24 protein-coding genes, 1 other RNA gene and 2 pseudogenes are annotated in these 24,424 nt (G+C 52.1%); 13 read left to right on the top strand and 14 right to left on the bottom strand.

The features are described from left to right. Positions 1–2: 2 nt before the first annotated feature. From HA41_RS04675 to HA41_RS04660, 4 genes and pseudogenes are all read right to left on the bottom strand, one after another. Positions 3–325 (bottom strand): annotated as a pseudogene (locus HA41_RS04675) (DUF5375 domain-containing protein). Beyond that, the gene (locus HA41_RS04670; RefSeq protein WP_094119787.1) at positions 322–546 is read right to left on the bottom strand and encodes a hypothetical protein; all 225 of its coding nucleotides are present in this window, start codon (positions 544–546) and stop codon (positions 322–324) included. The pseudogene HA41_RS04675 and the gene HA41_RS04670 overlap by 4 nt, the downstream one beginning before the upstream one ends. Further along, positions 543–1,081: pseudogene (locus HA41_RS21305) on the bottom strand (host cell division inhibitor Icd-like protein). Before HA41_RS21305 ends, HA41_RS04670 begins: the two are co-directional and overlap by 4 nt. A gap of 28 nt (positions 1,082–1,109) precedes the next feature. Next, positions 1,110–1,376, bottom strand: coding sequence for a helix-turn-helix transcriptional regulator (locus tag HA41_RS04660; protein ID WP_090958525.1), 267 nt, complete (start codon positions 1,374–1,376; stop codon positions 1,110–1,112). 532 nt (positions 1,377–1,908) lie between these two features. On the opposite strand from HA41_RS04660, the gene HA41_RS04655 reads away from it, so the two are divergent. Both HA41_RS04655 and HA41_RS04650 read left to right on the top strand, forming a co-directional pair. Further along, complete coding sequence (locus tag HA41_RS04655; protein ID WP_094119785.1) at positions 1,909–2,184, top strand: ogr/Delta-like zinc finger family protein; 276 nt, start codon at positions 1,909–1,911, stop codon at positions 2,182–2,184. A gap of 17 nt (positions 2,185–2,201) precedes the next feature. Continuing rightward, entirely contained in the window at positions 2,202–3,014 is an 813-nt protein-coding gene (locus HA41_RS04650) for a hypothetical protein (protein WP_094119784.1), read from the top strand. Between the two features lie 249 nt (positions 3,015–3,263). Here the strand turns inward: HA41_RS04650 and HA41_RS04645 are convergent, their stop codons facing one another. The 4 genes from HA41_RS04645 to smpB form a co-directional block, all read right to left on the bottom strand. Continuing rightward, complete coding sequence (locus tag HA41_RS04645; protein ID WP_094119783.1) at positions 3,264–5,747, bottom strand: P-loop NTPase; 2,484 nt, start codon at positions 5,745–5,747, stop codon at positions 3,264–3,266. Beyond that, positions 5,744–6,949 carry an integrase domain-containing protein gene (locus HA41_RS04640; RefSeq protein WP_094119782.1) on the bottom strand — a complete coding sequence of 402 codons (1,206 nt, stop codon included), beginning with the start codon at positions 6,947–6,949 and terminating at the stop codon, positions 5,744–5,746. The genes HA41_RS04645 and HA41_RS04640 overlap by 4 nt, the downstream gene beginning before the upstream one ends. Before the next feature lie 192 nt (positions 6,950–7,141). Beyond that, positions 7,142–7,503: a transfer-messenger RNA gene (ssrA, locus tag HA41_RS04635) on the bottom strand. 43 nt (positions 7,504–7,546) lie between these two features. Next, on the bottom strand, positions 7,547–8,029 hold the full coding sequence (gene smpB, locus HA41_RS04630; RefSeq protein WP_094119781.1) for an SsrA-binding protein SmpB: 483 nt from the start codon (positions 8,027–8,029) through the stop codon (positions 7,547–7,549). Between the two features lie 158 nt (positions 8,030–8,187). On the opposite strand from smpB, the gene HA41_RS04625 reads away from it, so the two are divergent. Continuing rightward, positions 8,188–8,622, top strand: coding sequence for a type II toxin-antitoxin system RatA family toxin (locus HA41_RS04625; protein ID WP_031376296.1), 435 nt, complete (start codon positions 8,188–8,190; stop codon positions 8,620–8,622). After that, a complete protein-coding gene (locus tag HA41_RS04620; protein WP_094119780.1) occupies positions 8,615–8,908 on the top strand; it encodes an RnfH family protein in 294 nt (97 codons plus the stop codon). Before HA41_RS04625 ends, HA41_RS04620 begins: the two co-directional genes overlap by 8 nt. 78 nt (positions 8,909–8,986) lie before the next feature. Here the strand turns inward: HA41_RS04620 and bamE are convergent, their stop codons facing one another. The 3 genes from bamE to nadK form a co-directional block, all read right to left on the bottom strand. Further along, positions 8,987–9,334, bottom strand: coding sequence for an outer membrane protein assembly factor BamE (gene bamE, locus HA41_RS04615; RefSeq protein ID WP_031376294.1), 348 nt, complete (start codon positions 9,332–9,334; stop codon positions 8,987–8,989). A 187-nt stretch (positions 9,335–9,521) separates the two neighbouring features. Further along, on the bottom strand, positions 9,522–11,183 hold the full coding sequence (gene recN, locus HA41_RS04610) for a DNA repair protein RecN (RefSeq protein WP_094119779.1): 1,662 nt from the start codon (positions 11,181–11,183) through the stop codon (positions 9,522–9,524). Positions 11,184–11,267: 84 nt separating this feature from the next. Further along, the gene (gene nadK, locus HA41_RS04605; RefSeq protein WP_031376292.1) at positions 11,268–12,146 is read right to left on the bottom strand and encodes an NAD(+) kinase; all 879 of its coding nucleotides are present in this window, start codon (positions 12,144–12,146) and stop codon (positions 11,268–11,270) included. Between the two features lie 122 nt (positions 12,147–12,268). Between nadK and grpE the strand changes: the two genes are divergently transcribed. Next, on the top strand, positions 12,269–12,850 hold the full coding sequence (gene grpE, locus HA41_RS04600) for a nucleotide exchange factor GrpE (protein WP_094119778.1): 582 nt from the start codon (positions 12,269–12,271) through the stop codon (positions 12,848–12,850). Positions 12,851–12,907: 57 nt separating this feature from the next. Here the strand turns inward: grpE and ung are convergent, their stop codons facing one another. Continuing rightward, positions 12,908–13,588, bottom strand: coding sequence for a uracil-DNA glycosylase (gene ung, locus HA41_RS04595; protein ID WP_094119777.1), 681 nt, complete (start codon positions 13,586–13,588; stop codon positions 12,908–12,910). 243 nt (positions 13,589–13,831) lie between these two features. On the opposite strand from ung, the gene grcA reads away from it, so the two are divergent. Beyond that, positions 13,832–14,215 (top strand): autonomous glycyl radical cofactor GrcA, encoded by a 384-nt coding sequence (gene grcA / locus HA41_RS04590; protein WP_094119776.1) that lies wholly within the window; start codon positions 13,832–13,834, stop codon positions 14,213–14,215. A gap of 216 nt (positions 14,216–14,431) precedes the next feature. On the opposite strand, the gene srmB is transcribed toward grcA, so the two are convergent. Then, positions 14,432–15,760 carry an ATP-dependent RNA helicase SrmB gene (srmB, locus tag HA41_RS04585; protein WP_094119775.1) on the bottom strand — a complete coding sequence of 443 codons (1,329 nt, stop codon included), beginning with the start codon at positions 15,758–15,760 and terminating at the stop codon, positions 14,432–14,434. Positions 15,761–15,915: 155 nt separating this feature from the next. Between srmB and trmN the strand changes: the two genes are divergently transcribed. Further along, positions 15,916–16,665, top strand: a complete 750-nt coding sequence (gene trmN / locus HA41_RS04580; protein ID WP_094119774.1) for a tRNA(1)(Val) (adenine(37)-N(6))-methyltransferase TrmN — start codon at positions 15,916–15,918, stop codon at positions 16,663–16,665. Here the strand turns inward: trmN and nadB are convergent. Next, a complete protein-coding gene (gene nadB / locus HA41_RS04575; protein WP_094119812.1) occupies positions 16,650–18,272 on the bottom strand; it encodes an L-aspartate oxidase in 1,623 nt (540 codons plus the stop codon). The genes trmN and nadB overlap by 16 nt on opposite strands. A 412-nt stretch (positions 18,273–18,684) precedes the next feature. Between nadB and rpoE the strand changes: the two genes are divergently transcribed. The 6 genes from rpoE (at position 18,685) to lepB (ending at position 24,364) form a co-directional block, all read left to right on the top strand. Next, positions 18,685–19,263 (top strand): RNA polymerase sigma factor RpoE, encoded by a 579-nt coding sequence (gene rpoE, locus HA41_RS04570; RefSeq protein ID WP_094119811.1) that lies wholly within the window; start codon positions 18,685–18,687, stop codon positions 19,261–19,263. A 27-nt stretch (positions 19,264–19,290) separates the two neighbouring features. Continuing rightward, the gene (gene rseA, locus HA41_RS04565) at positions 19,291–19,944 is read left to right on the top strand and encodes an anti-sigma-E factor RseA (RefSeq protein WP_094119773.1); all 654 of its coding nucleotides are present in this window, start codon (positions 19,291–19,293) and stop codon (positions 19,942–19,944) included. After that, positions 19,944–20,900 carry a sigma-E factor regulatory protein RseB gene (gene rseB / locus HA41_RS04560; RefSeq protein ID WP_094119772.1) on the top strand — a complete coding sequence of 319 codons (957 nt, stop codon included), beginning with the start codon at positions 19,944–19,946 and terminating at the stop codon, positions 20,898–20,900. Before rseA ends, rseB begins: the two co-directional genes overlap by 1 nt. After that, a complete protein-coding gene (rseC, locus tag HA41_RS04555) occupies positions 20,897–21,361 on the top strand; it encodes a SoxR-reducing system protein RseC (protein WP_094119771.1) in 465 nt (154 codons plus the stop codon). Before rseB ends, rseC begins: the two co-directional genes overlap by 4 nt. Positions 21,362–21,580: 219 nt before the next feature. Continuing rightward, positions 21,581–23,380 carry a translation elongation factor 4 gene (gene lepA, locus HA41_RS04550; protein ID WP_094119770.1) on the top strand — a complete coding sequence of 600 codons (1,800 nt, stop codon included), beginning with the start codon at positions 21,581–21,583 and terminating at the stop codon, positions 23,378–23,380. Between the two features lie 9 nt (positions 23,381–23,389). After that, entirely contained in the window at positions 23,390–24,364 is a 975-nt protein-coding gene (gene lepB, locus HA41_RS04545) for a signal peptidase I (protein WP_094119769.1), read from the top strand. Positions 24,365–24,424: the final 60 nt, after the last annotated feature.

Below are 24,424 nucleotides of genomic sequence, written 5' to 3'. Positions count from 1 at the left end.
CCTCAGTGCAGCACCGGCGCGCCTTTGAGCCGCCCGCATAGTTCATCCATCACCACCTGTCCCAGAAAGCTCAGGCACGGGCCGACTTGAGCGGCCCGGCGGCCAGCAGGTCGTCGAGCAGCGCGCAGGCAATTTCCTGACCGCGCTGGCGTCCGTGCTGGCGCAGATAGAAGCCTTCCAGCTCGGTTTCAATGGCGTATTCAAGGCGCGCCAGCGTCAGGCCGGGATAGCGCTTCTGTTCACGGCAGACGGTCAGCCAGGCGCAGGCCACCGCGCGGCGTGAAAGCGCGGAATGCAGTTCGGGGGAAAGGGTACGTGTGCTCATGGCTCAACCTCCCCGTTCATCCAGCCGTCCTGACAGCGGTTTACCACTCCGTCCAGCTGCTCGGTGATGAGGAAAATCAGCGAGTTCAGCTGCGCCTGCTGTCTGGCCTGTGGCTGTTCGTGGCACTCCTGAAGCAGGGTCATGTCGCTGATAAAGCGCCCAGCGTTACGCAGGTGCTCAAGGCGTAACAGGTCGGCGTGGGAAATGGTGGCGTGAGTCATGCGCGCACCTCCCGGACCGGCATGCGGGCAGCAAGTGACAGTACGTAATCGCGGGCCAGCGTCAGGCGGGCGGCGCGTTCGTCAGCGGCAACGGTGCGGAGCATGTGGATACGCTGCTGGCGCTCGGTACGGCGCACGGCGGCAAAGACGAAAACAAACTGAGGGTATGGGGAATCAAGGACCGTAGCCATGATAGCAGTCTCCAATGTTAGTAGCTTACAGCCACCACCGGAAACGCCAATTTCACTGGTGGTAGCCCAGACGGGGTTGGCGTAACCGGCAACATTGGAAACCGGCGCTTCGTGAGAAGCCCCCGCCTGAGCCACCATTACACGGTAGGTACGACAGATACAGAACCGTCGCCCGAAAAATGGGTGCATCAGGCACAGACACAAAAAAAGACGCAAGGCGCGTCTGGTGTCGCCAACGTTGTATTCAGGACGCCAATCCCGGCTGCCGATTTTGCGACAGCATAAAGACTGTACCAGGGAATGGCCCCGGCGCGCAAGCCGGGGAGCAAAGGAAAATGCAGCATGACGGAAAATCTCAAGAGTTGGTGAAGATCATGCTGCACGTTCCTGACCGCGTGCGGCGATGCGTGCATTCATCCAGGCACTGACTTCGCTGGCAAGCCACGCGACGTTCTTGCCGCCAAGCGATACCTGCGCCGGAAAAGCACTGCGGCTGATGAGGTCATAGATGGTTGAGCGGGACAGGCCGCAGACGTGGATCACTTCCGGCAGGCGCATAAAGCGTTCCTGGACCGGGAATGATACCGGCATAGCAGGGGCCGCCGGGGCGGATGAATGAGCGTTTAAAGTCGTGTGCATGAGCTACCTCTTATGTATCCGTTAAGCGCCGCACAGGTGTGTACGGCATCGGGTAGCTCTTTATTTTGCGAATATTTTTGCCGGTGACAACAACAGAAATCTGTCTGACCGGTCGCACAAAAACCACATAAAGCATGGGTGTACGAGAACAGTACTAAATAGTACTAAAGAGGGATAGTAAGGTTTTATCCAATAACTTTAAGTTTGCTTCAGTCGGATTTTAAAAACTACTCATTCTAAAGGGCGAATAAGGTCGAAATCTCGGCGATGAACAATGGTGAACAGAGGGTGAAGGATTAATTTTTCACTCTTCACCTCTTAATTTACTGTATTTACTCTTTTTTTCTCTCTGGTGAAGAATAGTGAAGGGTTTATATAAAACTGAAAGCTGATAACGGGCTTCACTGAGACCTATTCCTGGCTCGCCAGAAGTAATGCTTTTGTCTGGTCTGTCATACAACGTCCTCCGGTAGAAGCCGCTGTGCCAGACCCGGCACAATTGACTTACTGAAACCAGCCGACAGGAAACGAGATGGCCCTGAAATGTCCCGAATGTGGTCAGGTAGCCCACACCCGCACCAGTGCTTATGAAGCGCCCTCCGTAAAGCGTACCTGGTACCAGTGCCAGAACCTCGACTGCTCCTGCACGTTTACCGCGCTGGAGAGCGTCGAGAAGATCATCATGAAGCCGCACAGGCCCAAAGTCGCAGAGCCGGAACAGCAGAATGACGTGCCGGTTCGCCAGCCGCAGACGCTGGGCCGCTATGGTTCAGCCAGCGCCCGCAAAGACCGCCACGCACAGCCCTGACAGAGAGGAAAAACAGCATGACACAGCAGCAGATGACCGACGAACAAATTCAGGCCGCCGGCAACCGTATCGGTACGGCGCAGGCCAGAGTACAGCAGCCACTCAAGGAAGCCGGATGGCTCCTGCGGTTACCCGAAGCCGACGTAATCAGCCACACCACTGAGCTGGTAAAGGGGCTGTCCTCTGACTGGCGGCTGCGTATCGAAGATCTCAATACAAAGATGCTGGCCTGGCTGGAGGCAAGACAGGCCGAAAACGCCGCCACTGAAAATCTCAGCGGGCTGCGCCAGCGTAAGGCCGAAATGGAGCAGGCAAGCCGGGATAACCGGGCACGCTTCCGTGAACTGCTGGGACAGAATGGCGGCAGCGTCACGCCGGAAATGAAGACGCTGCGCGCGGAGTATCTGGAACAGCAGGAAACGGCGTCAGACCTGGCCGGGCTGATTGCCGAAAAGGAAAATCAGCTGCCGGTGCTGGCCGACGTGACCGGGCGCAAGGCCAACGCTTACGTGTTCTGTCATGAGGGCATCACGGATGAGCGCATTGATACGCTTATTGATGACTTCTTTATCATTCACGGTTCAGAGCTGAGCAGCCTGCTCAGGATGAAGTACAGCCAGTTTGAACGGAATGGCTCAACGCATGCACCGGGGGTTATCGAAGGCGCGAACGATGCCGACACGCTGTACCGCGTATATGTCCAAAACCTCATTAAGCGATGGACAAGCGTAAATCAGCCGCTGATGTTCCGTGATGACGTGCTGAGCGTGAGCGGTGCGCATCCTTTCCGGGGAGCCAGAACTGATCGCCGCAAGCGTAAACTTTTCTGAGCCGCAGATGCAGAAACTCACCGAAGCCCGGCCAGTGCCGGGTTTTTTACGTCCGTTGCGTGAGTGCATGTCTATGCTGCATGAAAACGCATGAGTCTCCGGCATTCCGGAACGGCAGGAAAGGCCAGCAGTGGCGCGGCTCAGAGCTAATCATGCAGGTGCATGAAAACCGCTGCATAAAGCGGGCAGGCGTGGCGGGGCTACGAGCGCGCGCCACCGCTCTCGATAGTAACGCCATATATCCTTGAATTAATTTTCAGATTTTTTAAATCTAAATTTACCAGTTGCGTAATATTTAAATAAGTTATTTTTAGTTTCAACGATCCTATGATTTGCTTTATGAGTAAGTTTAGCAATCTTCCTTTCAAGTTGATGGAAGTACTCTTTAGCTATTTTCCGAGCTGCATCTTCTCCTTCAAATTTCTGTATAATTGTAATATGACCTTCTGACAAGGTAACAATTGGATACCCATCGTTAATATGGATGTCAGCATTCTCTAATCTAACCAGTATTTCTTGTGCATCTCTGAAATAAGACATGGCAATAGATTTTGAATCAGTACGAGTTGCAAGAATAATTAATTGCTGTGCTAATGCGTGATCTATTTGGGGGGAGTCGTTATAAGCTATTTTTGCAGTGGATATTTTTTCTAATGCTTGATTTTGGTGGTTGTACCCACGAAGAGCGAGGCCGTACTGCAATAGATAAAGACCTTCGTTTTCAAGCGTTTTTTCAAATGATTTATATATCCCTAAAATCATATCTTCATTATTATGCAGGAGCTTTTTAAGTGTTTTAAAATTCACGAGCGATTTATAGATATATCCCTCGCTTTTAGATATGTTGACCATGATAGGGTATTCGTAAGCAGAGAAGGAATAAATGTATGCACTAAGTATAACTTTAAGATAATTCGCATCTATGTATGAATTTAAAATTTTATTAATATATGAGTAATGGCGAGTGGTAATCGTTCCATTTTTATAAAAAAGGATGCCAGTCATTTCACTACAAAGCTTGAAAACATCTCCGTTTAGATTGAGGTGCTGAAGTGCGCGAGTTAAAGTTGATTCATGCGCATTCATTCGCTGTAGGGTGGCCAAACCACAAAGCACTAATAGAGCTTTGTGAGATTCAGTAGGGATCTTATTATAGTCTCTTTCGATAATTTTATTGAACCCATCTCCTGAAGTTGACTCCATTAACCCGATTAACAATTGCTGTCTTGACTTAGTCGTTAGTTCGGTAATTCTTTCAGTCGGTGAGAATTTTTCAAGCCGAGTCCAGTTACCATAAATTTTAACTTTATTAAGTATTTTTTCAGCATCACTTCTATTTATAAGCGAAATGTCTAAGTATTTAGTTTTTAGGTCATCAAAATGTTCTTTGGCACGATAAGACCAAATGTTTAGGCTTTCAGAAACTACAAATTTGCACTTATTGGATTTATTTTCTTTAATTATTTCTCCTATCGATGGTGCAATATCAGCGATTTTCTCAATGAAAATGAAATAATTACCAGATGTTTTTCTGTTTAACTCTTTTACTAACGATGAAACATCAGCATTGATATTGTCTAAGTAGTAAACGGGGAAGTTTATTTCTGACAATTTTAATGCTAATTGTTTCATCATTGTGCTTTTACCTGACCCAGCTGATCCAAATATACAAAACATATTAGTTTCATCAGAGTTGCTTAAAGTATCCCTAATCATCTGAAATGCTTTATTTGTATGAGATAAAAACGCTGGCACGTTATCGAGTATATCTTTCCATGTTGGTTTATATCCTCTATAAAAATTCCTCAATGGAAAACCACTATCAGCTTCCTTTAGTAAACTTAATTGTGAGCGACTTACAGGTATAACCTCCTTAAATATACTGATATATTTACTAGGGTCATCAACATCTTTAACATTTAGCTCAGGACGACTTTTTAATAAAGTGGAAGTTGGGGTTGGTGGCTTTTGAAAATTTTCATCAAGCCATTCTATAAAGTCAGATAAACTTCCGGATATATGTTCAATGTTTGATTCCAAAAGGTTTTCAATGTCAATTTCAGAAGCGGAGGGGGTAATTACAAAGCTTCTCTGCTCTATGCTGTTTGTTCGCCCTTTATAACGTTCAATATGATGATAAAATAGTGGTTCTTCTAGTTTGGTGCCTATGAAGAGGAAGGTGTAGTTAAAAAAGTCACTTCCTAGCTCTTCATACCATAAAGGTGCATTTGCAGATGATGCACCATATTCTTGGGGTGAAAATATATAGCCATCTCGACTATTCCGTACATCACCATTTAATTTTATGTAATCAAGTTTTTTAAATATCTGATCACGTGGAACAACTTTATCAAAACGACTTCTGATGTAGATACTTTGATTTGAAAACCTTTCTAATGCTCTTTCAAGAGCATCATCAATATTCAAAGTATAAATTCTGGCAAATGTGTAATGAGCAAGTCTGTTGTATTCTTTTGATGGGCGGCAATTCCTAAATTGCTTATCAAATATTTCATCTATGCGTTCACCAAGCTTTCTTTTGCATGCGCCATATACACGGGGCAAAGGTTCGCCACCATACTTTAAGCCAGCTTCATGTGCCAATGTTTTAGCTAACTGCTCTCCAAGAGGAAGAGGCTCACCATTTGAAGTTAAAGAGCCGAAAGAACTTCCTGCACCTAACAAAAGCATTAATCTACCTTCATCAATGGCCTTTTTTATATCGTTGTTCATTTTAATATCCTTTTATGATCATCAACTGTTTGCCCCCACCATGACATTAAAGACTTCCTATGTTCAAGATAAGAACTTCGATTATATGCGCGTCTGACCTCATTTGGGTCTACATGAGCTAATGCTGATTCTATTACGTCAGGATTTAAGCCAGCTTCATTCATTGCTGTACTTGCGATTGACCTTAATCCATGAGCTACGAGCTTACCTCCAAACCCAATACGTTTTAAAGCAGCATTAGCTGTCTGGCTATTCATAGCTCTTTTTGGATCATTCCTGCTCGGAAAGATATGTTCACGGTGAGTACTGATAGGTTCCATCACATCCAGAATTTCCAATGCCTGAGGCGATAAAGGTATGATGTGCTCACGTTTGGCCTTCATTCGTTCTGCCGGAATTGTCCAAATCTTTGCATCGCGATCAATCTCTGCCCACAGAGCACCAGAGGCCTCAGAAGGGCGTACCAGAGTCAGGAGTTGCCATTCAATAAGGCAGCGAGTCGTAACGGACAGATTCGACATTACCAAAGAACGCATCAACTTGGGTAATTCTTCTGGCCGCAGTGTCGGCATGTTTTGCTTTTTTGGTTTTTCAAAGGCCATGCCAACCCCTGATGCCGGATTAGCATCAATCAGGCCAGTGTTTACCGCATAAATCATGATTTCATTGATACGCTGAACCAAGCGACGGACTGTTTCAAGCGCCCCGCGAGCTTTTATCGGCTCCAATGCCTCAACGATCGTTCTGGCCTTGAGCGCTTGAACAGAAATCTCACCAATGGAAGGGAAAATGTCTTTCTCCAGCGATCGCCAAATATCCTTCGCATAATCCTCGGTAACGCTTTTGCTCTTAAGCTGAAACCACTTTCCGGCAACAACTGAAAAAACACTATCAAGTTCAATTTGCCGTTGCTCTGATACCTCCACTTGTTGCTTCTGCGGGTCAATCCCCTGCGCAAGCAGAGACAGATATTGGTCACGCATTTGGCGTGCAACTGCAAGCGTTAGAGCAGGGTAAGAGCCAAGGCTAAGATTTGTGCGACTGCTGCTATTCGGCCGCTGGTAACGAAAACGCCATAGCTTTTTACCGGATGTTTTGACGAGCAGGAAAAGTCCGTCACCATCATGCAGCGTGAAGTCTTTCTCTTGAGGCTTAGCTTTGAGGATTTCATTATTGGTAAGGGGGCGTGTAATCCGCGCCATGACTGATTTCCGTCCATAATTGGTACACGTTTTTGGCCCCCATTATAGCGTGTACCTAAACGTGTACCAATTATCACTGGATTCAGCCGGATCGTCACGGAAGATTACGGATACAAAAAAGCCCGCAGGGCTTGTGCCGTGCGGGCTTTCAGGACTTCTGCGGATGGCTCTGGAACCATCTTTGAAGAATTTTGGTGGAGCTGGCGGGAGTTGAACCCGCGTCCGAAATTACTACACCGTCGGCACTACATGCTTAGTCAGTTTTTACATTCGCCGGTTAGCTGCGAACAGACACGCCACTAACAGACTAGCCTGATTGGATTTAACGCTTCAACCCCAGGCAAGGCATCCACGCGATCTCTTTTGGGTTTGACTTCTCTTGATCCCCGTCTTAAGAGCGGAAGCTAGGGAGAGAAGGCTCTAAGCAGGTTATTAAGCTGCTAGTGCGTAGTTTTCGTCGTTTGCGACTATTTTTTTGCGGCTTTTTACGAGGCAAACCGCCCCTCGGCATGCTCCTAAGGCTTCACAATCCCGTCGAATCCAGAATCAGCCCCAGAACTTTAAATACTAGCAAAAAATCGTGTAAGAATCCAGCGCTTAACGCTTTGAATTCTTCATGATACGGGCTTTATCCAGTTGCCATTCACGGTCTTTGACGTCGTCACGTTTATCATGCTCTTTCTTACCGCGTGCAACACCAATCTTCAGTTTACACCAGGCGTTCTTCCAGTAGAGCGAGAGCGCCACGATGGTATAACCTTCGCGATTGACGCGGCCATACAGTGAATCCAGCTCACGTTGCTTCAGCAGAAGCTTACGGCTGCGCGTGGGATCGCACACCACATGGCTGGAAGCAACGGCTAAGGGTTGAAAGGTTGAACCAAACAGGAACGCTTCGCCATCGCGCAGCAAAATATAGCTGTCGCTGATGTTGGCTTTGCCGGCACGAAGTGATTTAACTTCCCATCCTTGCAACGATAATCCCGCTTCATACTCCTCTTCAATGAAGTATTCGTGGCGGGCGCGTTTGTTCATGGCAACAGTGGCAGAACCGGGTTTGTGTGATTTTTTCTTTGTCATAGTGCGGCGTATTTTACATCACTTAGTCGGTTATCGCATCCCCAGTCCAGCGGGGCGGCAGGAAACGGGATATTCTAGCACACCCTTACTCGGGGGCATTTTTGTTTAATCGCTGAAAATGCTATTATTCAGCGGTTTCGTGATGAACAGGAACCATTATGGCTCAGATTAGTCGTTCGGCGCTGGTCCCGTTTAGTGCCGGGCAGATGTACAAACTTGTAAATGATGTGGATGCTTATCCGCAATTCCTGCCGGGTTGCACCGGAAGCCGCGTGCTGGATGCGTCAGAAAATCAGATGACCGCGTCTGTGGATGTGTCGAAAGCTGGCATCAGCAAAACATTTACTACCCGCAATACCCTGACGGATAACCAGAGCATTCATATGCAACTGGTTGACGGGCCGTTCCGCAAGCTGACTGGCGGCTGGAAATTTATCTCGCTGGGCGATGATGCCTGCAAGGTGGAGTTAAGCCTGGAGTTTGAATTCACCAATATGCTGGTCGAGATGGCCTTTGGTCGAATCTTCAAAGAGCTGGCCAACAGCATGGTGCAGGCGTTCACGCAGCGCGCCAAAGAGGTCTACAGTGCCTGATATCGCGGTTGAGGTGGTCTACGCACTGCCTGAAAAGCAATACCTGCTCTATGTTGACGTGGAGCAGGGCAGCACGGTGGAGCAGGCGATAGAGCAATCCGGAATACTGGAGCTGCGCCGCGAAATCGACCTCAGCAGCAACAAAGTGGGTATCTACAGCCGGGCAGTAAAGCTCAGTGATGTGGTTGATGAAGGCGATCGGATTGAAATCTATCGACCGCTGATCGCCGATCCTAAAGAGCTGCGTCGTCAACGCGCAGAGCGCTCAGCGTCTGGAAAAAAGTAAGCAGCAGGTACTCTGTCCTGATAATCAACAGCATAAAAAAAGGCGCTCAGTGCGCCTTTTTTACTGTCTGCCGTTGGGTTAGTCGCTTTTTTGCGCCAGATTCGGCTTGTTGTCGATATTGGTCAGAACGCCGTTGCCATCAAAGTTGAGCGTCAGCGTCTGCTGCTGTACGCGCTCATGGCCTGGTTCCTGACGGAAAACGTAATACCAGACGTTGCTGCCGAACGGATCTTTCATCATTGGCGTACCGAGCGTGTAAGCCACCTGCTGCTGTGTCATACCGGTGTGAATCTTGGCCACATCATTGGCAACCAGATAGTTACCCTGGTTGATATCAGGACGATATACCACGCGCTCTAAGGTGGAACATCCGGCGGTCATCATCAACATTACCACTGCCGCGGCAGTCAGCGTTTTACAGCGCATCTATACATTCCTTTTCCGGGGCCAAACGCCTTTTACAGGCTGTTTTTTTGCCAACAAAATCTGAACTCTGCCTGCGGCAGGCTTTATTACTTTGGCGACATAAGTGCCGATGATAATAAACCTTTTCGCTATTGGGAACCTCTACAGAGCATGCATATGACCACGGCAGGTTAAAAAAAGTGCGCTATCAGGCGGCTAAAAGTTCTTTGGCATTCGCCAGGGTGTTGCGTGTGACCTCGCTACCTCCCAGCAGTCGCGCCAGTTCCTGCAGGCGCGCACGCTTGTCCAGCGGCTGCATATGGGTTTCGGTCATTGCGCCATCGGTCTCTTTGCTGACAAAAAAGTGCTGATGTCCGCAGCCCGCCACCTGTGGCAGGTGGGTGACACACATCACCTGCGTTGACTCACCCAGCTGACGCAGCAGTTTACCCACCACGGCGGCAGTCGGACCGCTGATCCCGACATCAACTTCATCGAAAATCATCGCTGGCGTTTCCATTTTCTTCGCGGTGATCACCTGAATCGCCAGCGCGATACGGGAGAGCTCACCACCCGAAGCGACTTTGCCCAGCGGCTGCAGCGGCTGGCCGGGATTCGTGGTCACCTGGAAGTCGATGCGGCTGGCGCCTTCTGCCGTCAGCTGACACGGGTTAAAGGTCAGCGCAATCTTAAACTGGCCGTGCGGCATAGAGAGCAGATGCATACTCTGGGTAATCAGCTGCTGCAACTCTTCAGCGTACTGTGTGCGCTGCTGATGAAGCTGCTCAGCGCTTAACAGGGCAGCCTGATAGTGCTCGCCAACCAGTGACTGCAGGCTCTCCTGATCGCTTTCGTGCTGTGACAGCAGTTCTGCTTCAGCCAGCAACTGCTGATGCAGTTCAGGCAGATTTTCCGGCGTAACGTGATGCTTACGCGCCAGGGCGATCTGGCGCGAAATGCGCAGCTCCAGTTCATACAGGCGATTAGGATCGAGATCGAGGCTGTCGCAGTAGTGACGTAATTCGTCGCTGGCTTCACTCAGCTGAATGGCCGCTTCTTCCAGCAGGTTGTAGACACCGTTCAGTTTCTCATCCAGCGAGGTCAGCTCAGAGAGCATCTCACGGGCGCTGTAGAGCAGGCTGCAGAGATTGTTGTCGTCACTGTCCGCAAGTAGCTGCAGCGCCTGTTGGCTGGTCGACAGCAGCTGTCCGCTATTGGCGAGCCGCTTGTACTCTTCGTCAATCTGCTCATATTCGCCAGCCTGCGGCGCAAACTCGTTCAGCTCTTTCAGCTGATACTGCAACAGTTCACGACGCGCTTCACGCTCCTGCGCCTGCTGCTGATGCAGTGCCAGGGTGCGGCAGCTCTGGTGCCAGGTCTGATAATGGGTGCGCATGCGCTGCAGCAGATCGTCATGACCGGCGTAGGCATCCAGCAGATGTTTCTGGTGCTCAGGCTTGAGCAGCAACTGGTGCGCATGCTGACCGTGAATCTGAATCAGTAACTGGCCGAGATCGCGCAGCTGCGACAGCGGCACCGCCGTGCCGTTGATGAACCCGCGTGAACGTCCGTCCGCGCTAATCACCCGGCGCAGCAGACACTCATTGCCATCATCCAGATGATTATCCACCAGCCAGCGCTGAGCAGAAGGGGAGGATTTAAGCTGGAAGCGGGCGCAAAGATCGGCCCGGCTGGCACCCTGACGCACCATATCGGCATCGGCGCGACCGCCAAGGCATAATCCCAGCGCATCAATCGCGATAGATTTACCGGCACCGGTCTCACCCGTGATTGCTGTCATACCGCGTTGGAAATCAATGTCGAGCTCACGAACGATAGCGAAATTACTGATGGTCAGTTGGGCCAGCATAGGTTCACCTGTATGAATAAACACATATGGTTTTTCATACAGTATAAACTGGAATTTTATCCAGTAAAGAGGCGGCGCGCCTTTTCAGAATAATTTTTTTGACCAGCCCAGCTTTGAACTCAGCGTATTGAAATAGCTGTAGTTTTTAGGGTGAATCAGATTAAGGTGACTGGCACTGCGTCGAATCAGCACATCTTCACCTTCCTGGATCGGCAGCGCAATCTGGCTGTCACAGCTGATCTCCAGGTCGCTGCGGCGTGAAGAGAAACGCAGACGGATGGTACTGCTGCTGTTAATCACCAGCGGACGGGCCGACAGCGTATGCGGGAACATCGGCACCAGCACAATCGCCTCCAGCGAGGGGGTGAGTATCGGGCCGCCAGCCGAGAGTGAGTAGGCGGTTGAGCCAGTAGGCGTAGAGATAATCAGCCCATCGGAGCGCTGGGAAAAAGCAAACACTTCATCGATATAGACTTCAAACTCGATCATGTGCGCCACTTTACCCGGATGCAGCACCACTTCATTGATGGCCGAGCCAATACGTGGCGAGCAGTCAGATTTACACACCTGTGCTTCCAGTAAAAAGCGGCTTTCAACGAAGTAGTTGCCCTGTAACACTTCATCCAGCTGCTGTTGCGCATTGTCCGGATCGAGATCGGTCAGAAAGCCGAGGTTACCGCGGTTGATGCCAATCACTTTGATGTCATAACGCGCCAGCACGCGGGCCGCGCCCAGCATATTGCCGTCACCGCCGACCACCACCGCCAGATCGGCCTGTTGACCAATCTCCGCCAGTGTACCGGTCTGAACGTCGTGTAGCGCCAGCTCCTGCGCGATTTGCTTCTCTACGATCACTTGATAACCTTTGGCGGTCAGCCAGCGCCAGAGCATCTCATGCGTGGTTAACGCGGTGGGATGGCGTGGATGACCCACAATACCAATGCAGTTAAAGTGTTTGTTCATCGAGTGGGTGTTCCTTATAAGCCAAAACGGCAAGGCAATGTGATAGGTTCCCTTGAAACCGTCAAACCGATCCCCATAATAAGCCAACCAGCGAAATGAATGTGCAAAACGCGGAGAAATTCATGAGTAGTAAAGAACAGAACACCCCAAACGAGCAAGTCTCAGACGAAATTCAGCAGGATCAGCAGCAACCTCAGGAAGCGGAGACAGCATCTGAGGTGGATCCGCGTGATGAGCGTATCGCTCAGCTCGAAGCTGAATTAGCGCAATCGCAAACCGGCGTGCGTGATGCGCAGCTGCGTGCGCAGGCTGAGATTGAGAACATCCGTCGCCGTGCCGAAATGGACGTCGAGAAGGCGCATAAATTCGCTCTGGAGAAATTTGCCAACGAATTGCTGCCGGTGATCGACAGTCTTGAGCGAGCGCTGGAAGTGGCGAATAAAGAAGACGCGCAGCTGGCGCCAATGATCGAAGGGATTGAACTGACCCTCAAGGGTCTGCTCGGTGCAGTGCGTAAATTCGGCGTTGAAGTGGTCGGCGAAACCGGCGTGCCGTTCAATCCGGAAGTGCATCAGGCGATGTCGATGATGGAGTCTGAAGAGTTCGAACCTAACCAGGTAATGCTGGTGATGCAACGTGGCTACACGCTGAATGGTCGCTTACTGCGTCCGGCGATGGTGGCGGTTGCCAAAGCCAAAGGCTGAATTCACGCCTGAATCCGTTCCACGGCCGCGCACTGTCGCGGCCGTGTGCTTTCCGGCTTATGCAGGCAGTACCGGCGTCCAGTCAATCGGTTCCTGACCGGCTTCATGCAATATGGCGTTGGTTTTCGAGAAGTGCTGACAGCCAAAAAAGCCCCGGTGCGCGGAGAGCGGGGAAGGATGCGGCGCCTGCAATACATGATGGCGCTGACGGTCAATAATGCTGCCTTTCTTCTGCGCGTGCGAGCCCCACAGCAGGAACACCACCCCTTCACGATGCTGGTTAATCGCAGCAATCACATTATCGGTAAAGGTTTCCCAGCCAAAACGCGCGTGGGAATGGGCCTTACCGGCTTCCACCGTTAATACCGTATTCAGCAGCATCACACCCTGTTTTGCCCAGCTTTCGAGAAAGCCGTGATCCGGCTTCTGAAAGCCTGGAATATCCTGCAACAGCTCTTTATAGATGTTTTGCAGCGACGGCGGCACCTGTACGCCAGGCAAGACCGAAAAGGCCAGGCCATGTGCCTGATGAGGCCCGTGATACGGGTCCTGACCGAGAATCACTACCTTGACGTCGCCTAATTCTGTCAGGCGAAAAGCGTTGAACACATCCTTTTGCGGCGGATAAACCGTCACCCCATTTGCGCGCTCATCAGCCACTAACTTCAGCGTCTCGGTAAAATAGGGTTTCTGTTTCTCTTCAGCCAGCACATCGTGCCAGGTCAGCTTTTCAGCCATAGTTAACTCCCTTGAGGTTTATGCCGTAAGCTTAGCCGTTCCTGCTGCTGAGCTGAAGAGTAAAAATATTTTTAATAATGCAAAAATAGTTAATGCCAGCTGGGTTGTGAGATCAAACAGTTAGCGAAAAGAGGGGATTACCGGCTGGCTAAAATTGACCCAGGTCAAGGCTGACTAAGCGGTAGAATGATATACCGGGGCCTCAAATTTGATTTATTCACGCATTGCCCTGGAGGCGCTGTCATGATTACTGGAATCCAGATCACACAAACCAATAAACCCCAACTTCTTAATTCTTTCTGGCTGCTGGACGAAGAGAAAGGCGAAGCGCGCTGCCTGTGCGCTAAAGGCGGCTATGAAGAAGATCAGGTTGTTGCTATCAGCGAACTGGGTGAGTTCACCTACCGTGAAGTACCGGTTGAGATGAAACCGCAGGTGCGGGTCGAAGGCGGACAGCATCTGAACGTCAACGTTCTGCGTCGTGAAACGCTGGAAGATGCGGTTAAACATCCTGAAAAGTATCCGCAGCTGACCATTCGTGTTTCCGGCTACGCGGTTCGTTTTAATTCGCTGACGCCAGAGCAGCAACGCGACGTGATTGCCCGTACCTTTACTGAAAGTCTTTGAGTCACAACAGTCAGCAGGCGCTGAAAAAAAACGCAAAGCACACACAGTATTATCTATCGGATTATTAAGAAGATAGAAGCCAGGCCTGAAACCTGAGTGGCGCTGAATAACGAAAGATTGCCCTCAGGCTCTGAAAATGGCACCAACCGCCTGTTATTGATTGTTAAGTAAAAAAAATCGCCTCATCAGAGGCGATTTTTTTATTCATGCGATGATTTATTCCGCATTCTCATTAGCCGGTGCGCTGCCGCTCGGCTTACGGCGTTTGCCAATATTTTTGGCATCGCGATGGCGTTTTTTCACCCGCGGTTTTTCCGCTTCACTCGATTTCTTCTCTGCACGCTTCGCCAGCACCTTTTTCGACGGTTTACCGGTGGTTTTAGCATGTGGCGCGCGTGTCTCAGGGCGCAGCTCATCAATTACGCGCGCTTTCAGTGGCTCGTTGACGTAGCGGCTGATTTTGCCCAGCAGTACGTAATCGTGCGCCTCAACCAGCGAAATCGCGATCCCTTTACGGCCCGCGCGTCCGGTACGGCCAATACGGTGCAGATAGGTGTCGGCGGTGCGCGGCATATCGAAGTTGAAGACGTGACTGACGTCATCAACATCAATGCCACGTGCTGCAATGTCGGTAGCGACCAGCACGTTCACCCGGCCTTCAATCAGGCGCTTGATCGCTTCGTTACGCTTAGCCTGCACCATTTCGCCTTCCAGGTAGCTGCTACGAATCCCCGCTTCGTGCAGCCAGCTGACCAGCTCATGCAGACGCTCACGTTTACGCACAAACACGATGCAGCGTGTCACTTCCGGCTGTTTCAGCAGGTGAACCAGTAATTTGGTTTTGTGTTCCAGATCGTCAGCACGGTAATACCATTGCTGGATCTTTTTACGTTCACGGCGGCTTGGATCGGCTTCCAGTTCAACCGGATCGTTCAGCAGACGCTCGGCGAAGTCTTTAATGTTTTCGCCTTCCAGCGTGGCGGAAAACAGCATCGTTTGCTTGCGCCAGCGGGTTTCCGCCGCAATGGTTTCGATATCCTGGGCGAACCCCATGTCCAGCATACGGTCCGCTTCATCGAGCACCAGCGTCTCAACGGCGCGGCAGTCAAAGTTCTCTTCTTTGATGTATTGCAGCAGACGACCGGTGGTGGCGACCACGATATCCTGGTTTTCGCTGAAGACTTCCGCGTGGTTCATATAGGCCACGCCGCCGGTGATGGTGGCGATATCCAGATGAGTATGCTTCGCCAGTTCACGCGCCTGGTCTGCGACCTGCATCGCCAGTTCGCGGGTTGGTGTGACGATCAGAATGCGGGGCGGGCCAGATTTTTTACGGGGAAAATCAAGCAGGTGCTGCAGCGCCGGTAGCAGATAGGCGGCAGTTTTCCCGGTCCCGGTAGGTGCCGAACCCAGAACGTCGCGGCCCTCAAGCGCGGGCGGAATTGCAGCAGCCTGAATCACTGTTGGGCGCGTAAAGCCTTTTTCCTGCAGCGCTTGCAGCAGGCTTTCGTCGAGTTCGAGTTCGGAAAATGTGGTTACTGTCATGGTCTACCTCAGTTTGGGGCGCTGATTATAGACAGATCAGACATAATCTTCATCTGTTAATCCGCCAGGTATGGTCTGCTGCGTGAATTCCGTTACCTGTCACGTTACACTTATGCGCTGCCGTACGGCAGAAAAAAAGTAAATGGTAGCGACCGATGATGCACGACAAGCCGCGTGAGCGGCCCCAGTTAAACAAGAACGGATTTACCTTTAAACAATTTTTTGTCGCGCACGATCGCTGTGCGATGAAAGTCGGAACTGATGCCATTCTGCTTGGCGCCTGGGCGCCAGTGGCAGGCGTCAGACGAATTCTGGACATTGGCAGTGGCAGTGGGCTGATCGCGCTGATGCTGGCGCAACGTACGCCGTCACCGGTGGAAATTGATGCGGTTGAGCTGGAGAGTGAGGCCGCGCAGCAGGCGCAGGAGAATGTCCGGCAGTCGCCGTGGCCGGCCCGTATCCAGGTCCATCAGCAGGATATTGCCCGCTGGGCAGAGCGTTGCGATCAGCGCTACTCGCTGATCGTCAGTAATCCCCCGTACTTCGCGCCCGGCGTGGCCTGCTCAAGCGCGGCGCGCGACAGCGCCCGGGCAACCAGCACGCTCGATCATCAGACCCTGTTACGCAGCGCAGCGTTGCTGATTGAAGAAGAGGGAATGTTCTGCGTGGTGCTGCCCACCGCCACCGGTGAGACGTTTATCAGTCTGGCGCTGGCCGATGGCTGGCATTTACGTTTCCGGCTGGACGTGGCGGAATATGCCCATCGTCCACCGCATCGCGTGCTGCTGGCCTTTTCCCCCCAGGCGGGCGAAACGCTGCTGGAGCGCCTCGCCATTCGCGCGCCTGACACGCACTATTCTGATGACTGGTGTTGTCTGACGCGGGCGTTCTATCTGTTCCTGTAGCCGGACGGCGTCAGAATGGTTGGCAGCGCTTCCGGTAACAGATCGGGGTAGTCGCGGATGTAGTGCAGTCCGCGGCTCTCTTTTCGCACAAGCGCGCAGCGCACCATGAGCTCGGCGACCTGCACCAGATTCCTCAGTTCCAGCAAATTGTTGGAGAGGCGAAAATGATGGTAATACTCATCGATCTCCTGCTGGAGCAGGGTGATGCGGCGCAACGCCCGCTCCAGGCGCTTGGTGGTGCGCACGATGCCGACGTAATCCCACATAAACAGCCGTAGCTCATGCCAGTTATGCTGGATAATCACCCGTTCATCGGCATCATCAACCTGACTTTCATCCCAGCCAGGCAGTGCGGTAACGGGCTCGACCTCGGGCAGGGTGCGAATCAAATCTTCTGCGGCTGACCAGCCATAGACCAGGCACTCCAGCAACGAATTGGAGGCCATCCGGTTGGCACCGTGCAGGCCGGTATAACTCACTTCACCAATCGCATACAGGCCATTAACGTCGGTGCGGCCCTGCTGATCGACCATCACGCCGCCGCAGGTATAGTGCGCGGCAGGCACAATTGGAATCGGCTCTTTGGTCAGATCAAAGCCAAAAGTCAGCAGCTTGTCGTAAATCATCGGGAAGTGAGCGCGGACAAAGGCTTCCGGCTGATGACTGATATCAAGATACATGCAGTCAACACCCAGCCGTTTCATCTCATGATCAATGGCTCTGGCAACAATGTCGCGCGGCGCCAGTTCAGCTCGCTCATCAAAATCGGGCATAAAGCGGCTGCCGTCAGGACGCAGCAGCCAGGCCCCTTCGCCGCGTAACGCTTCGGTTAACAGAAAATTACGCGCCTGGGGATGAAACAGGCAGGTCGGATGAAACTGGTTAAATTCGAGGTTGGCGACCCGACAACCGGCCCGCCACGCCATTGCGATGCCATCGCCGGAGGCGATATCGGGATTAGTGGTGTATTGATAGACTTTTGCTGCGCCGCCGGTCGCCACCACCACCGCGCGGGCAGAACAGATTTCAACCTGCTCGCGATTGCGGTTCCAGATCCACGCACCCACGACCCGGCGTGGTCCGGGCAGCCCGAGTTTGTCTGAAAGAATCAGATCGACGGCGTTAGTCCGTTCCAGAATCCGGATGTTGGGATGGCTGAGCGCCTGGCTGACCAGCGTGGTTTCTACCGCGCGGCCGGTGGCATCGGCGCTGTGCAGAATACGGCGATGACTATGACCGCCTTCACGGGTCAGGTGATAGCGCATCTCGCCCGCCGCCTGCGGATCGATATCAAAGGCGACGCCGTTATCAATCAGCCACTGCACGCAGTGACGGGCATTGCTGGCGATAAACGAGACGGCATCACGGTCGCACAGCCCGGCGCCGGCAATCAGCGTATCTTCCACGTGCGACTCAATGCTGTCAGTTTCATCAAACACTGCCGCGATACCGCCCTGCGCATACAGGGTGGAACCCTCATTGACTTGTGCTTTGCTGAGCACCGTCACCTGATAGTGTCTGGCCAGACGTAGCGCCAGCGACAGACCGGCTGCGCCGCTGCCCACAATCAATACATCACATTGATAATCCGGATTTGCATTTGTCATGGTGTTTAATTTACTAAACAAGAATAGGGCTGAGCATAAGCGTTAAGCCGGTTGCTGTGAAGTATTTTGAACAACTTTTCAGCTCGCTGGCGGCGGGTGGGTTAAATGTCACCAGCAATCAGCAAGTTAAAGCCAGGCGGGTTTAAAAACTGTTTTTTATACCAAACTTAATTAAGCGCAGGGATTTAAAGATGAAAAAGCCGTTGTCATAGGTTACTCTGCCTGCGATTTGCGCTCCTTGCACTGAACGAAAATGAACAAGCCGGAGAGTCTCCAGCGGAGCGGTAAATATTAGGGCGATAAGTGAACTTCGCACCACATCACAACTCTAAGCGCATGCTTGCTCAGAAACATTGAGATGTGCTGGCAGTTACTTTACGCGTATAAAAAATTTGGGGAGACATTACCTCGGATGAGCGAGCAGTTAACGGATCAGATCCTCGTTGAACGGGTACAGAAGGGAGATCAAAAAGCTTTCAACTTACTGGTGATTCGTTACCAGCATAAAGTGGCGAGCCTGGTTTCACGCTATGTTCCGTCGGGCGATGTGCCTGATGTAGTACAGGAATCGTTTATTAAAGCGTATCGCGCACTGGACTCTTTCCGGGGCGATAGCGCGTTTTATACCTGGCTGTACCGCATCGCGGTCAATACAGCGAAAAATTACCTGGTTGCTCAGGGACGTCGTCCTCCATCCAGCGATGTGGATGCGATTGATGCAGAAAATTTCGAAAGTGCGGGTGCATTAAAAGAAATTTCGAACCCTGAGAACTTAATGTTGTCAGAAGAACTGAAACAAATTGTCTTTCGTACCATCGAGGCGCTACCTGAGGATTTGCGTATGGCAATCACCCTCAGGGAACTGGACGGCCTGAGCTATGAAGAGATCGCCGTCATTATGGATTGCCCGGTAGGCACTGTTCGGTCACGTATCTTCCGTGCACGAGAGGCCATTGATAATAAAGTTCAACCGCTTATCCAACGTCAGTGATAACGGCTACTGGAAGGGTACATAGGCATGCAGAAAGAAAAACTTTCCGCTTTAATGGATGGTGAGACCTTAGATAACGAGCTGTTCTCCACGTTATCTAAGGATGCGGATTTACAGAAAAGCTGGGAAAGCTACCATCTCATTCGCGATACGATGCGCGGCGATGTTGGTGAGTTCCTGCATTTTGATATCTCTGCGCGCGTTGCCGCTGCCATCGAAAAAGAACCGCTGCGTACTGTTACACCGCTGATCCCTGAAGCGCAGCCAGAACCTTCCCGCTGGGAAAAAATGCCGTTCTGGCAGAAAGTGCGTCCGTGGGCCGCGCAGCTGACTCAGGTCGGCGTGGCTGCCTGCGTCTCACTGGCCGTTATCGTTGGCGTACAGCACTACAACCAGCCAAACGGCGGTGCGACTGAAGCGTCTGACTCACCGGTGTTCAACACGCTGCCGATGATGGGTAAAGCCTCACCGGTCAGTCTGGGCGTACCGTCAGATGCGTTTGATACCAACAGCGCCAATCAGCAGGTTCAGGATCAGCGTCGTCGCGTTAACGCGATGCTGCAGGATTATGAACTGCAACGCCGCTTACATGCCGATCAGCTGCAGTTTGAAACCAACGCACCGAAACAGGCACAGGCTGATGTTCCCGGAAACCAATCCTTAGGACTCCAGCAGCAGTAATGAAGCCGCTTTGGTATGCTGTTAGCCTGCTGACAGGCAGCCTGTTGTGGTCATCTGCCGCCCCGGCGCAAACTTCTGCGTCTGGGGCGTTATTGCAGCAGATGGAGCAGGCCAGTCAGAACCTCAACTACGAATTTGCTTATATCAACGTCTCCCGCCTTGGCATTGAATCGCTGCGTTACCGTCATGCGGTGATCGATCAGCGCATTTTTGCTCAGCTGTTGCAGATGGACGGTCCGCGCCGTGAAGTGATCCAGCGCGGCAACGATATCAGCTACTTCGAACCGGGCCTTGAACCGTTCTCGCTACCTGGCAACCACATTATCGATGCCTTGCCATCGGTTATTTTTGCTGATTTCTCCAAACTGAGCAGTGCTTACGACTTTATTACCGTCGGACGCTCACGTATTGCCGATCAGATGTGTGACGTGTTGCGCATCGTGTCGCGCGACGGCACCCGTTACAGCTACGTAGTCTGGCTCGATGTGGATACCAAACTACCGCTGCGCATTGACTTGCTGGATCGTGATGGTGAAACGCTGGAGCAGTTCCGCGTCATCAGCTTCGCGGTAGACGAAGGGGTGCGTAATCTGATGCAGGGGCTGGAGAAAGCCAATTTGCCGCCATCGCTCTCGGTGCCGAAAGGGGATGCGGTGACGCTCAACTGGCAGCCAGGCTGGATTCCCGCCGGTATGACGCTGGTGTCTCAGAACCGTCGTACGCTGCCCGCGCTGAACAAGAATATGGAGTCACGTCTCTACAGCGATGGCCTGTTCAGCTTCGCGATCAATATTACGCCAGCCGATAAAAGCAGTACTACCCAGACATTGCGCACTGGGCGTCGTACGGTCCAGACGGTTGTGCGCAATAATAGCGAGATTGCAGTGGTCGGCGAATTACCGCCAGCGACAGCAAAACGCATTGCGGACAGCATCGACCTGGGGTCACAAAAATGATGAGAGAATGGGCCACCGTGGTGGCATGGCAGGATGGCATCGCCACTCTGCATACTGAAGCGAAAACCTCCTGCAACAGCTGTCAGGCGCGTAAAGGCTGCGGCAGTCACATGCTGAACAAACTCGGCCCGAAAAATGCCCATGTGATGCAGATTGCCAGCAGCAAACCGCTGCAACCGGGTCAGCGGATCGAACTGGGTATCCGCGAGAGCAGCCTGCTGGGCTCGGCGTTGCTGGTCTACATGACGCCGCTGTTTGGTCTGTTTCTGGTGGCAGGCCTGTTTCAGGCACTGTTCAATAGCGACCTGGCCGCCGCCAGCGGCGCGCTGCTGGGCGGTATCGGCGGCTTTATTATCGCCAAAGGGGTCTCAATGAAGCTGGGCGACCGTGAAGCCTTTCAACCGGTGATCCTGAACATCGCATTACCTCCTGACGCGCTGCGTGTTGAAAGCGAAGCGTAACCCACGCCCAGGCCGCGCACTCCGCGGCCTTTGTCTGTTCTTCCCTGTGCAAAACTCTGTTTCGCTTCCACAACGTTCCATTCTTTTATGCGCGGCGTTAACAGTGTAATATGCGTCGTCATTAATGAGGCTGACAGGATTGTGGGTAAAGAGCGATCTTCCTGAATGTGTCTGTGCTCAGGTTTTCAACTGATTCTCTATGCGAAGATATTCATATAAATGAAGCACATAAGAAATTTCTCCATCATCGCCCACATCGACCATGGTAAATCTACGCTCTCTGACCGCCTGATTCAGATTTGCGGTGGCCTCACCGCCCGTGAGATGGCTGCCCAGGTTCTTGACTCTATGGATCTGGAGCGCGAACGCGGCATTACCATCAAAGCACAGAGCGTGACGCTCGATTACCATGCGAAAGACGGCGAAACTTACCAGCTCAATTTCATCGATACGCCGGGTCACGTTGACTTCTCCTATGAAGTTTCCCGCTCCCTGGCGGCCTGCGAAGGTGCATTGCTGGTGGTGGATGCCGGGCAGGGCGTAGAAGCGCAGACCCTGGCGAACTGCTACACCGCGATTGAGATGGATCTGGAAGTAGTGCCGGTTCTGAACAAAATTGACCTGCCAGCGGCCGATCCCGATCGTGCAGCGCAGGAAATTGAAGATATCGTCGGCATTGATGCTACCGACGCGGTGCGCTGCTCGGCGAAGACCGGCGTGGGCGTACCCGAAGTGCTGGAGCGTTTAGTGCGGGATATCCCGCCGCCACAAGGCGATCCGGAGGCTCCGCTGCAGGCGCTGATTATCGACTCCTGGTTTGATAACTACCTCGGTGTGGTTTCGCTGGTGCGCGTCAAAAACGGCACCATGCGCAAGGGCGATAAAATTAAAGTGCTGAGCACCGGCCAGGTCTATAACGCTGACCGTCTCGGCATCTTCACCCCGAAGCGGGTCGATCGTAACGAACTTAACTGCGGTGAAGTCGGCTGGCTGGTCTGCGCGATTAAAGACATTCTCGGCGCGCCGGTCGGGGATACCCTGACCACCGCACGCAACCCGGCAGACAAAGCGCTGCCAGGCTTCAAAAAAGTGAAGCCGCAGGTCTATGCCGGTCTGTTCCCAATCAGCTCTGACGACTATGAAGCGTTCCGTGATGCGCTCGGCAAACTGAGCCTGAACGATGCCTCGCTGTTCTACGAGCCAGAGAGCTCGACGGCGCTGGGCTTTGGTTTCCGTTGTGGCTTCCTTGGTCTGCTGCACATGGAGATCATCCAGGAACGTCTGGAGCGCGAATACGATCTCGATCTCATCACCACTGCGCCAACCGTAGTGTATGAAGTGGTCACCACCAGCGGTGATGTGGTCTACGTTGACAGCCCGTCTAAGCTGCCAGCGCTGAATAACATCGAAGAGCTGCGCGAGCCGATCGCAGAGTGTCACATGCTGTTGCCGCAGGAGTATCTGGGCAACGTGATTACGCTATGCATCGAGAAACGTGGCGTTCAGACCAACATGGTTTACCACGGCAATCAGGTCGCGCTGACCTACGAAATCCCGATGGCGGAAGTAGTACTCGACTTCTTTGACCGTCTGAAATCGACGTCACGCGGCTATGCTTCGCTGGATTATAACTTTAAACGTTTCCAGACCTCTGACATGGTGCGCGTCGATGTTCTGATCAACTCGGAACGTGTCGATGCGCTGGCGCTGATTACCCACCGTGAAAACGCACCGTATCGGGGACGTGATCTGGTTGAGAAGATGAAAGAGCTCATTCCGCGTCAGCAGTTCGATATTGCAATTCAGGCGGCAATCGGCAATCACATTATCGCGCGTTCAACGGTTAAACAGCTGCGTAAAAACGTGCTCGCCAAATGTTATGGCGGTGACGTCAGTCGTAAGAAGAAACTGTTGCAGAAGCAGAAAGACGGTAAGAAGCGAATGAAGCAGGTCGGTAACGTTGAGCTGCCGCAGGAAGCCTTCCTCGCGATTCTGCATGTCGGTAAGGACAGCAAATAAGGATTTCCAATGGCTAATATGTTCGCCCTGATACTGGCGATAGCGACGCTGATTACTGGCATCGTCTGGGTTATTGATCGTTTTAAATGGGCACCGCAACGTCGGGCGAAACAGGCAGCGGCTCAGGCACAAACCGGCAATACGCTCGACAGCAAAACGCTGGCGAAAGTGTCGTCGCAGCCAGGCTGGGTGGAAACCACGGCGTCGGTGTTCCCGGTGCTGGCGGTGGTATTTATCGTGCGGTCGTTTATTTACGAACCGTTCCAGATCCCCTCAGGATCGATGATGCCGACGCTGCTGATTGGCGATTTTATTCTGGTGGAGAAGTTCGCCTACGGAATTAAAGATCCGATCACCCAGACCACGCTGATCCCAACCGGTCAGCCGAAGCGCGGTGATATCGCGGTGTTTAAATACCCGAAAGATCCGAGCCTGGACTACATTAAACGCGTTATCGGTTTACCTGGCGATAAAGTGATCTATGATCCTTACAGCAAAACCCTGACGGTGAAGCCAGCCTGTACCGACGGTAAAGCTTGTGACACCGCGTTAGCAGTGACCTACACCGACGTTCAGCCGAGCAATTTTATTCAGACCTTCAGCGGCTTCGATGGCAATGAAACCGGCAACGGTTTTTATCAGGTTCCACAGGGCGATACGATGCGTGGCGGCTTACGCCTCGGCACCCGTAAAGAGACGATTGGTAACGTGACCCACGATATCCTGCTGGTGAACGAAGCGCAGAGTCAGGCGGGCATGTATTATCAGCAGCCGGGTCAGTCACAGGCGAGCTGGGTGGTGCCGAAAGGGCAATATTTCATGATGGGCGATAACCGTGATAACAGCGCCGACAGCCGCTACTGGGGCTTTGTCCCGGAGCGTAATCTGGTCGGTAAAGCGGTCGCTATCTGGATGAGCTTTGAGAAACAAGAAGGACAGTGGCCTACCGGCGTACGATTCAGTCGTATCGGCGGCATCCACTAAAAGTATTGCCTGACGAACAGGCAAATCGGGTGGCCTCCTGCGGGAGGCCACTGCACACCA

It is taken from the genome of Pantoea conspicua (assembly GCF_002095315.1).
Taxonomy (GTDB): Bacteria; Pseudomonadota; Gammaproteobacteria; order Enterobacterales; family Enterobacteriaceae; genus Pantoea; species Pantoea conspicua.
Note: the sequence above shows the minus strand (reverse complement) of the source record. Positions and strands in the feature narration are given on the sequence as shown.

Coding starts and splice junctions, on each gene's coding strand:
- HA41_RS04650 (WP_094119784.1), top strand. CDS start 2,202: ATGACACAGCAGCAGATGACCGACGAACAAATTCAGGCCGCCGGCAAC.
- grpE (WP_094119778.1), top strand. CDS start 12,269: ATGAGTAGTAAAGAACAGAACACCCCAAACGAGCAAGTCTCAGACGAA.
- bamE (WP_031376294.1), bottom strand. CDS start 9,334: ATGCGCTGTAAAACGCTGACTGCCGCGGCAGTGGTAATGTTGATGATG.
- HA41_RS04670 (WP_094119787.1), bottom strand. CDS start 546: ATGACTCACGCCACCATTTCCCACGCCGACCTGTTACGCCTTGAGCAC.
- nadB (WP_094119812.1), bottom strand. CDS start 18,272: ATGACAAATGCAAATCCGGATTATCAATGTGATGTATTGATTGTGGGC.
- HA41_RS04625 (WP_031376296.1), top strand. CDS start 8,188: ATGGCTCAGATTAGTCGTTCGGCGCTGGTCCCGTTTAGTGCCGGGCAG.
- rseA (WP_094119773.1), top strand. CDS start 19,291: ATGCAGAAAGAAAAACTTTCCGCTTTAATGGATGGTGAGACCTTAGAT.
- lepA (WP_094119770.1), top strand. CDS start 21,581: ATGAAGCACATAAGAAATTTCTCCATCATCGCCCACATCGACCATGGT.
- grcA (WP_094119776.1), top strand. CDS start 13,832: ATGATTACTGGAATCCAGATCACACAAACCAATAAACCCCAACTTCTT.
- rseC (WP_094119771.1), top strand. CDS start 20,897: ATGATGAGAGAATGGGCCACCGTGGTGGCATGGCAGGATGGCATCGCC.
- HA41_RS04660 (WP_090958525.1), bottom strand. CDS start 1,376: ATGCACACGACTTTAAACGCTCATTCATCCGCCCCGGCGGCCCCTGCT.
- HA41_RS04645 (WP_094119783.1), bottom strand. CDS start 5,747: ATGAACAACGATATAAAAAAGGCCATTGATGAAGGTAGATTAATGCTT.
- rpoE (WP_094119811.1), top strand. CDS start 18,685: ATGAGCGAGCAGTTAACGGATCAGATCCTCGTTGAACGGGTACAGAAG.
- HA41_RS04655 (WP_094119785.1), top strand. CDS start 1,909: ATGGCCCTGAAATGTCCCGAATGTGGTCAGGTAGCCCACACCCGCACC.
- rseB (WP_094119772.1), top strand. CDS start 19,944: ATGAAGCCGCTTTGGTATGCTGTTAGCCTGCTGACAGGCAGCCTGTTG.
- HA41_RS04640 (WP_094119782.1), bottom strand. CDS start 6,949: ATGGCGCGGATTACACGCCCCCTTACCAATAATGAAATCCTCAAAGCT.
- recN (WP_094119779.1), bottom strand. CDS start 11,183: ATGCTGGCCCAACTGACCATCAGTAATTTCGCTATCGTTCGTGAGCTC.
- trmN (WP_094119774.1), top strand. CDS start 15,916: ATGATGCACGACAAGCCGCGTGAGCGGCCCCAGTTAAACAAGAACGGA.
- ung (WP_094119777.1), bottom strand. CDS start 13,588: ATGGCTGAAAAGCTGACCTGGCACGATGTGCTGGCTGAAGAGAAACAG.
- lepB (WP_094119769.1), top strand. CDS start 23,390: ATGGCTAATATGTTCGCCCTGATACTGGCGATAGCGACGCTGATTACT.
- srmB (WP_094119775.1), bottom strand. CDS start 15,760: ATGACAGTAACCACATTTTCCGAACTCGAACTCGACGAAAGCCTGCTG.
- smpB (WP_094119781.1), bottom strand. CDS start 8,029: ATGACAAAGAAAAAATCACACAAACCCGGTTCTGCCACTGTTGCCATG.
- nadK (WP_031376292.1), bottom strand. CDS start 12,146: ATGAACAAACACTTTAACTGCATTGGTATTGTGGGTCATCCACGCCAT.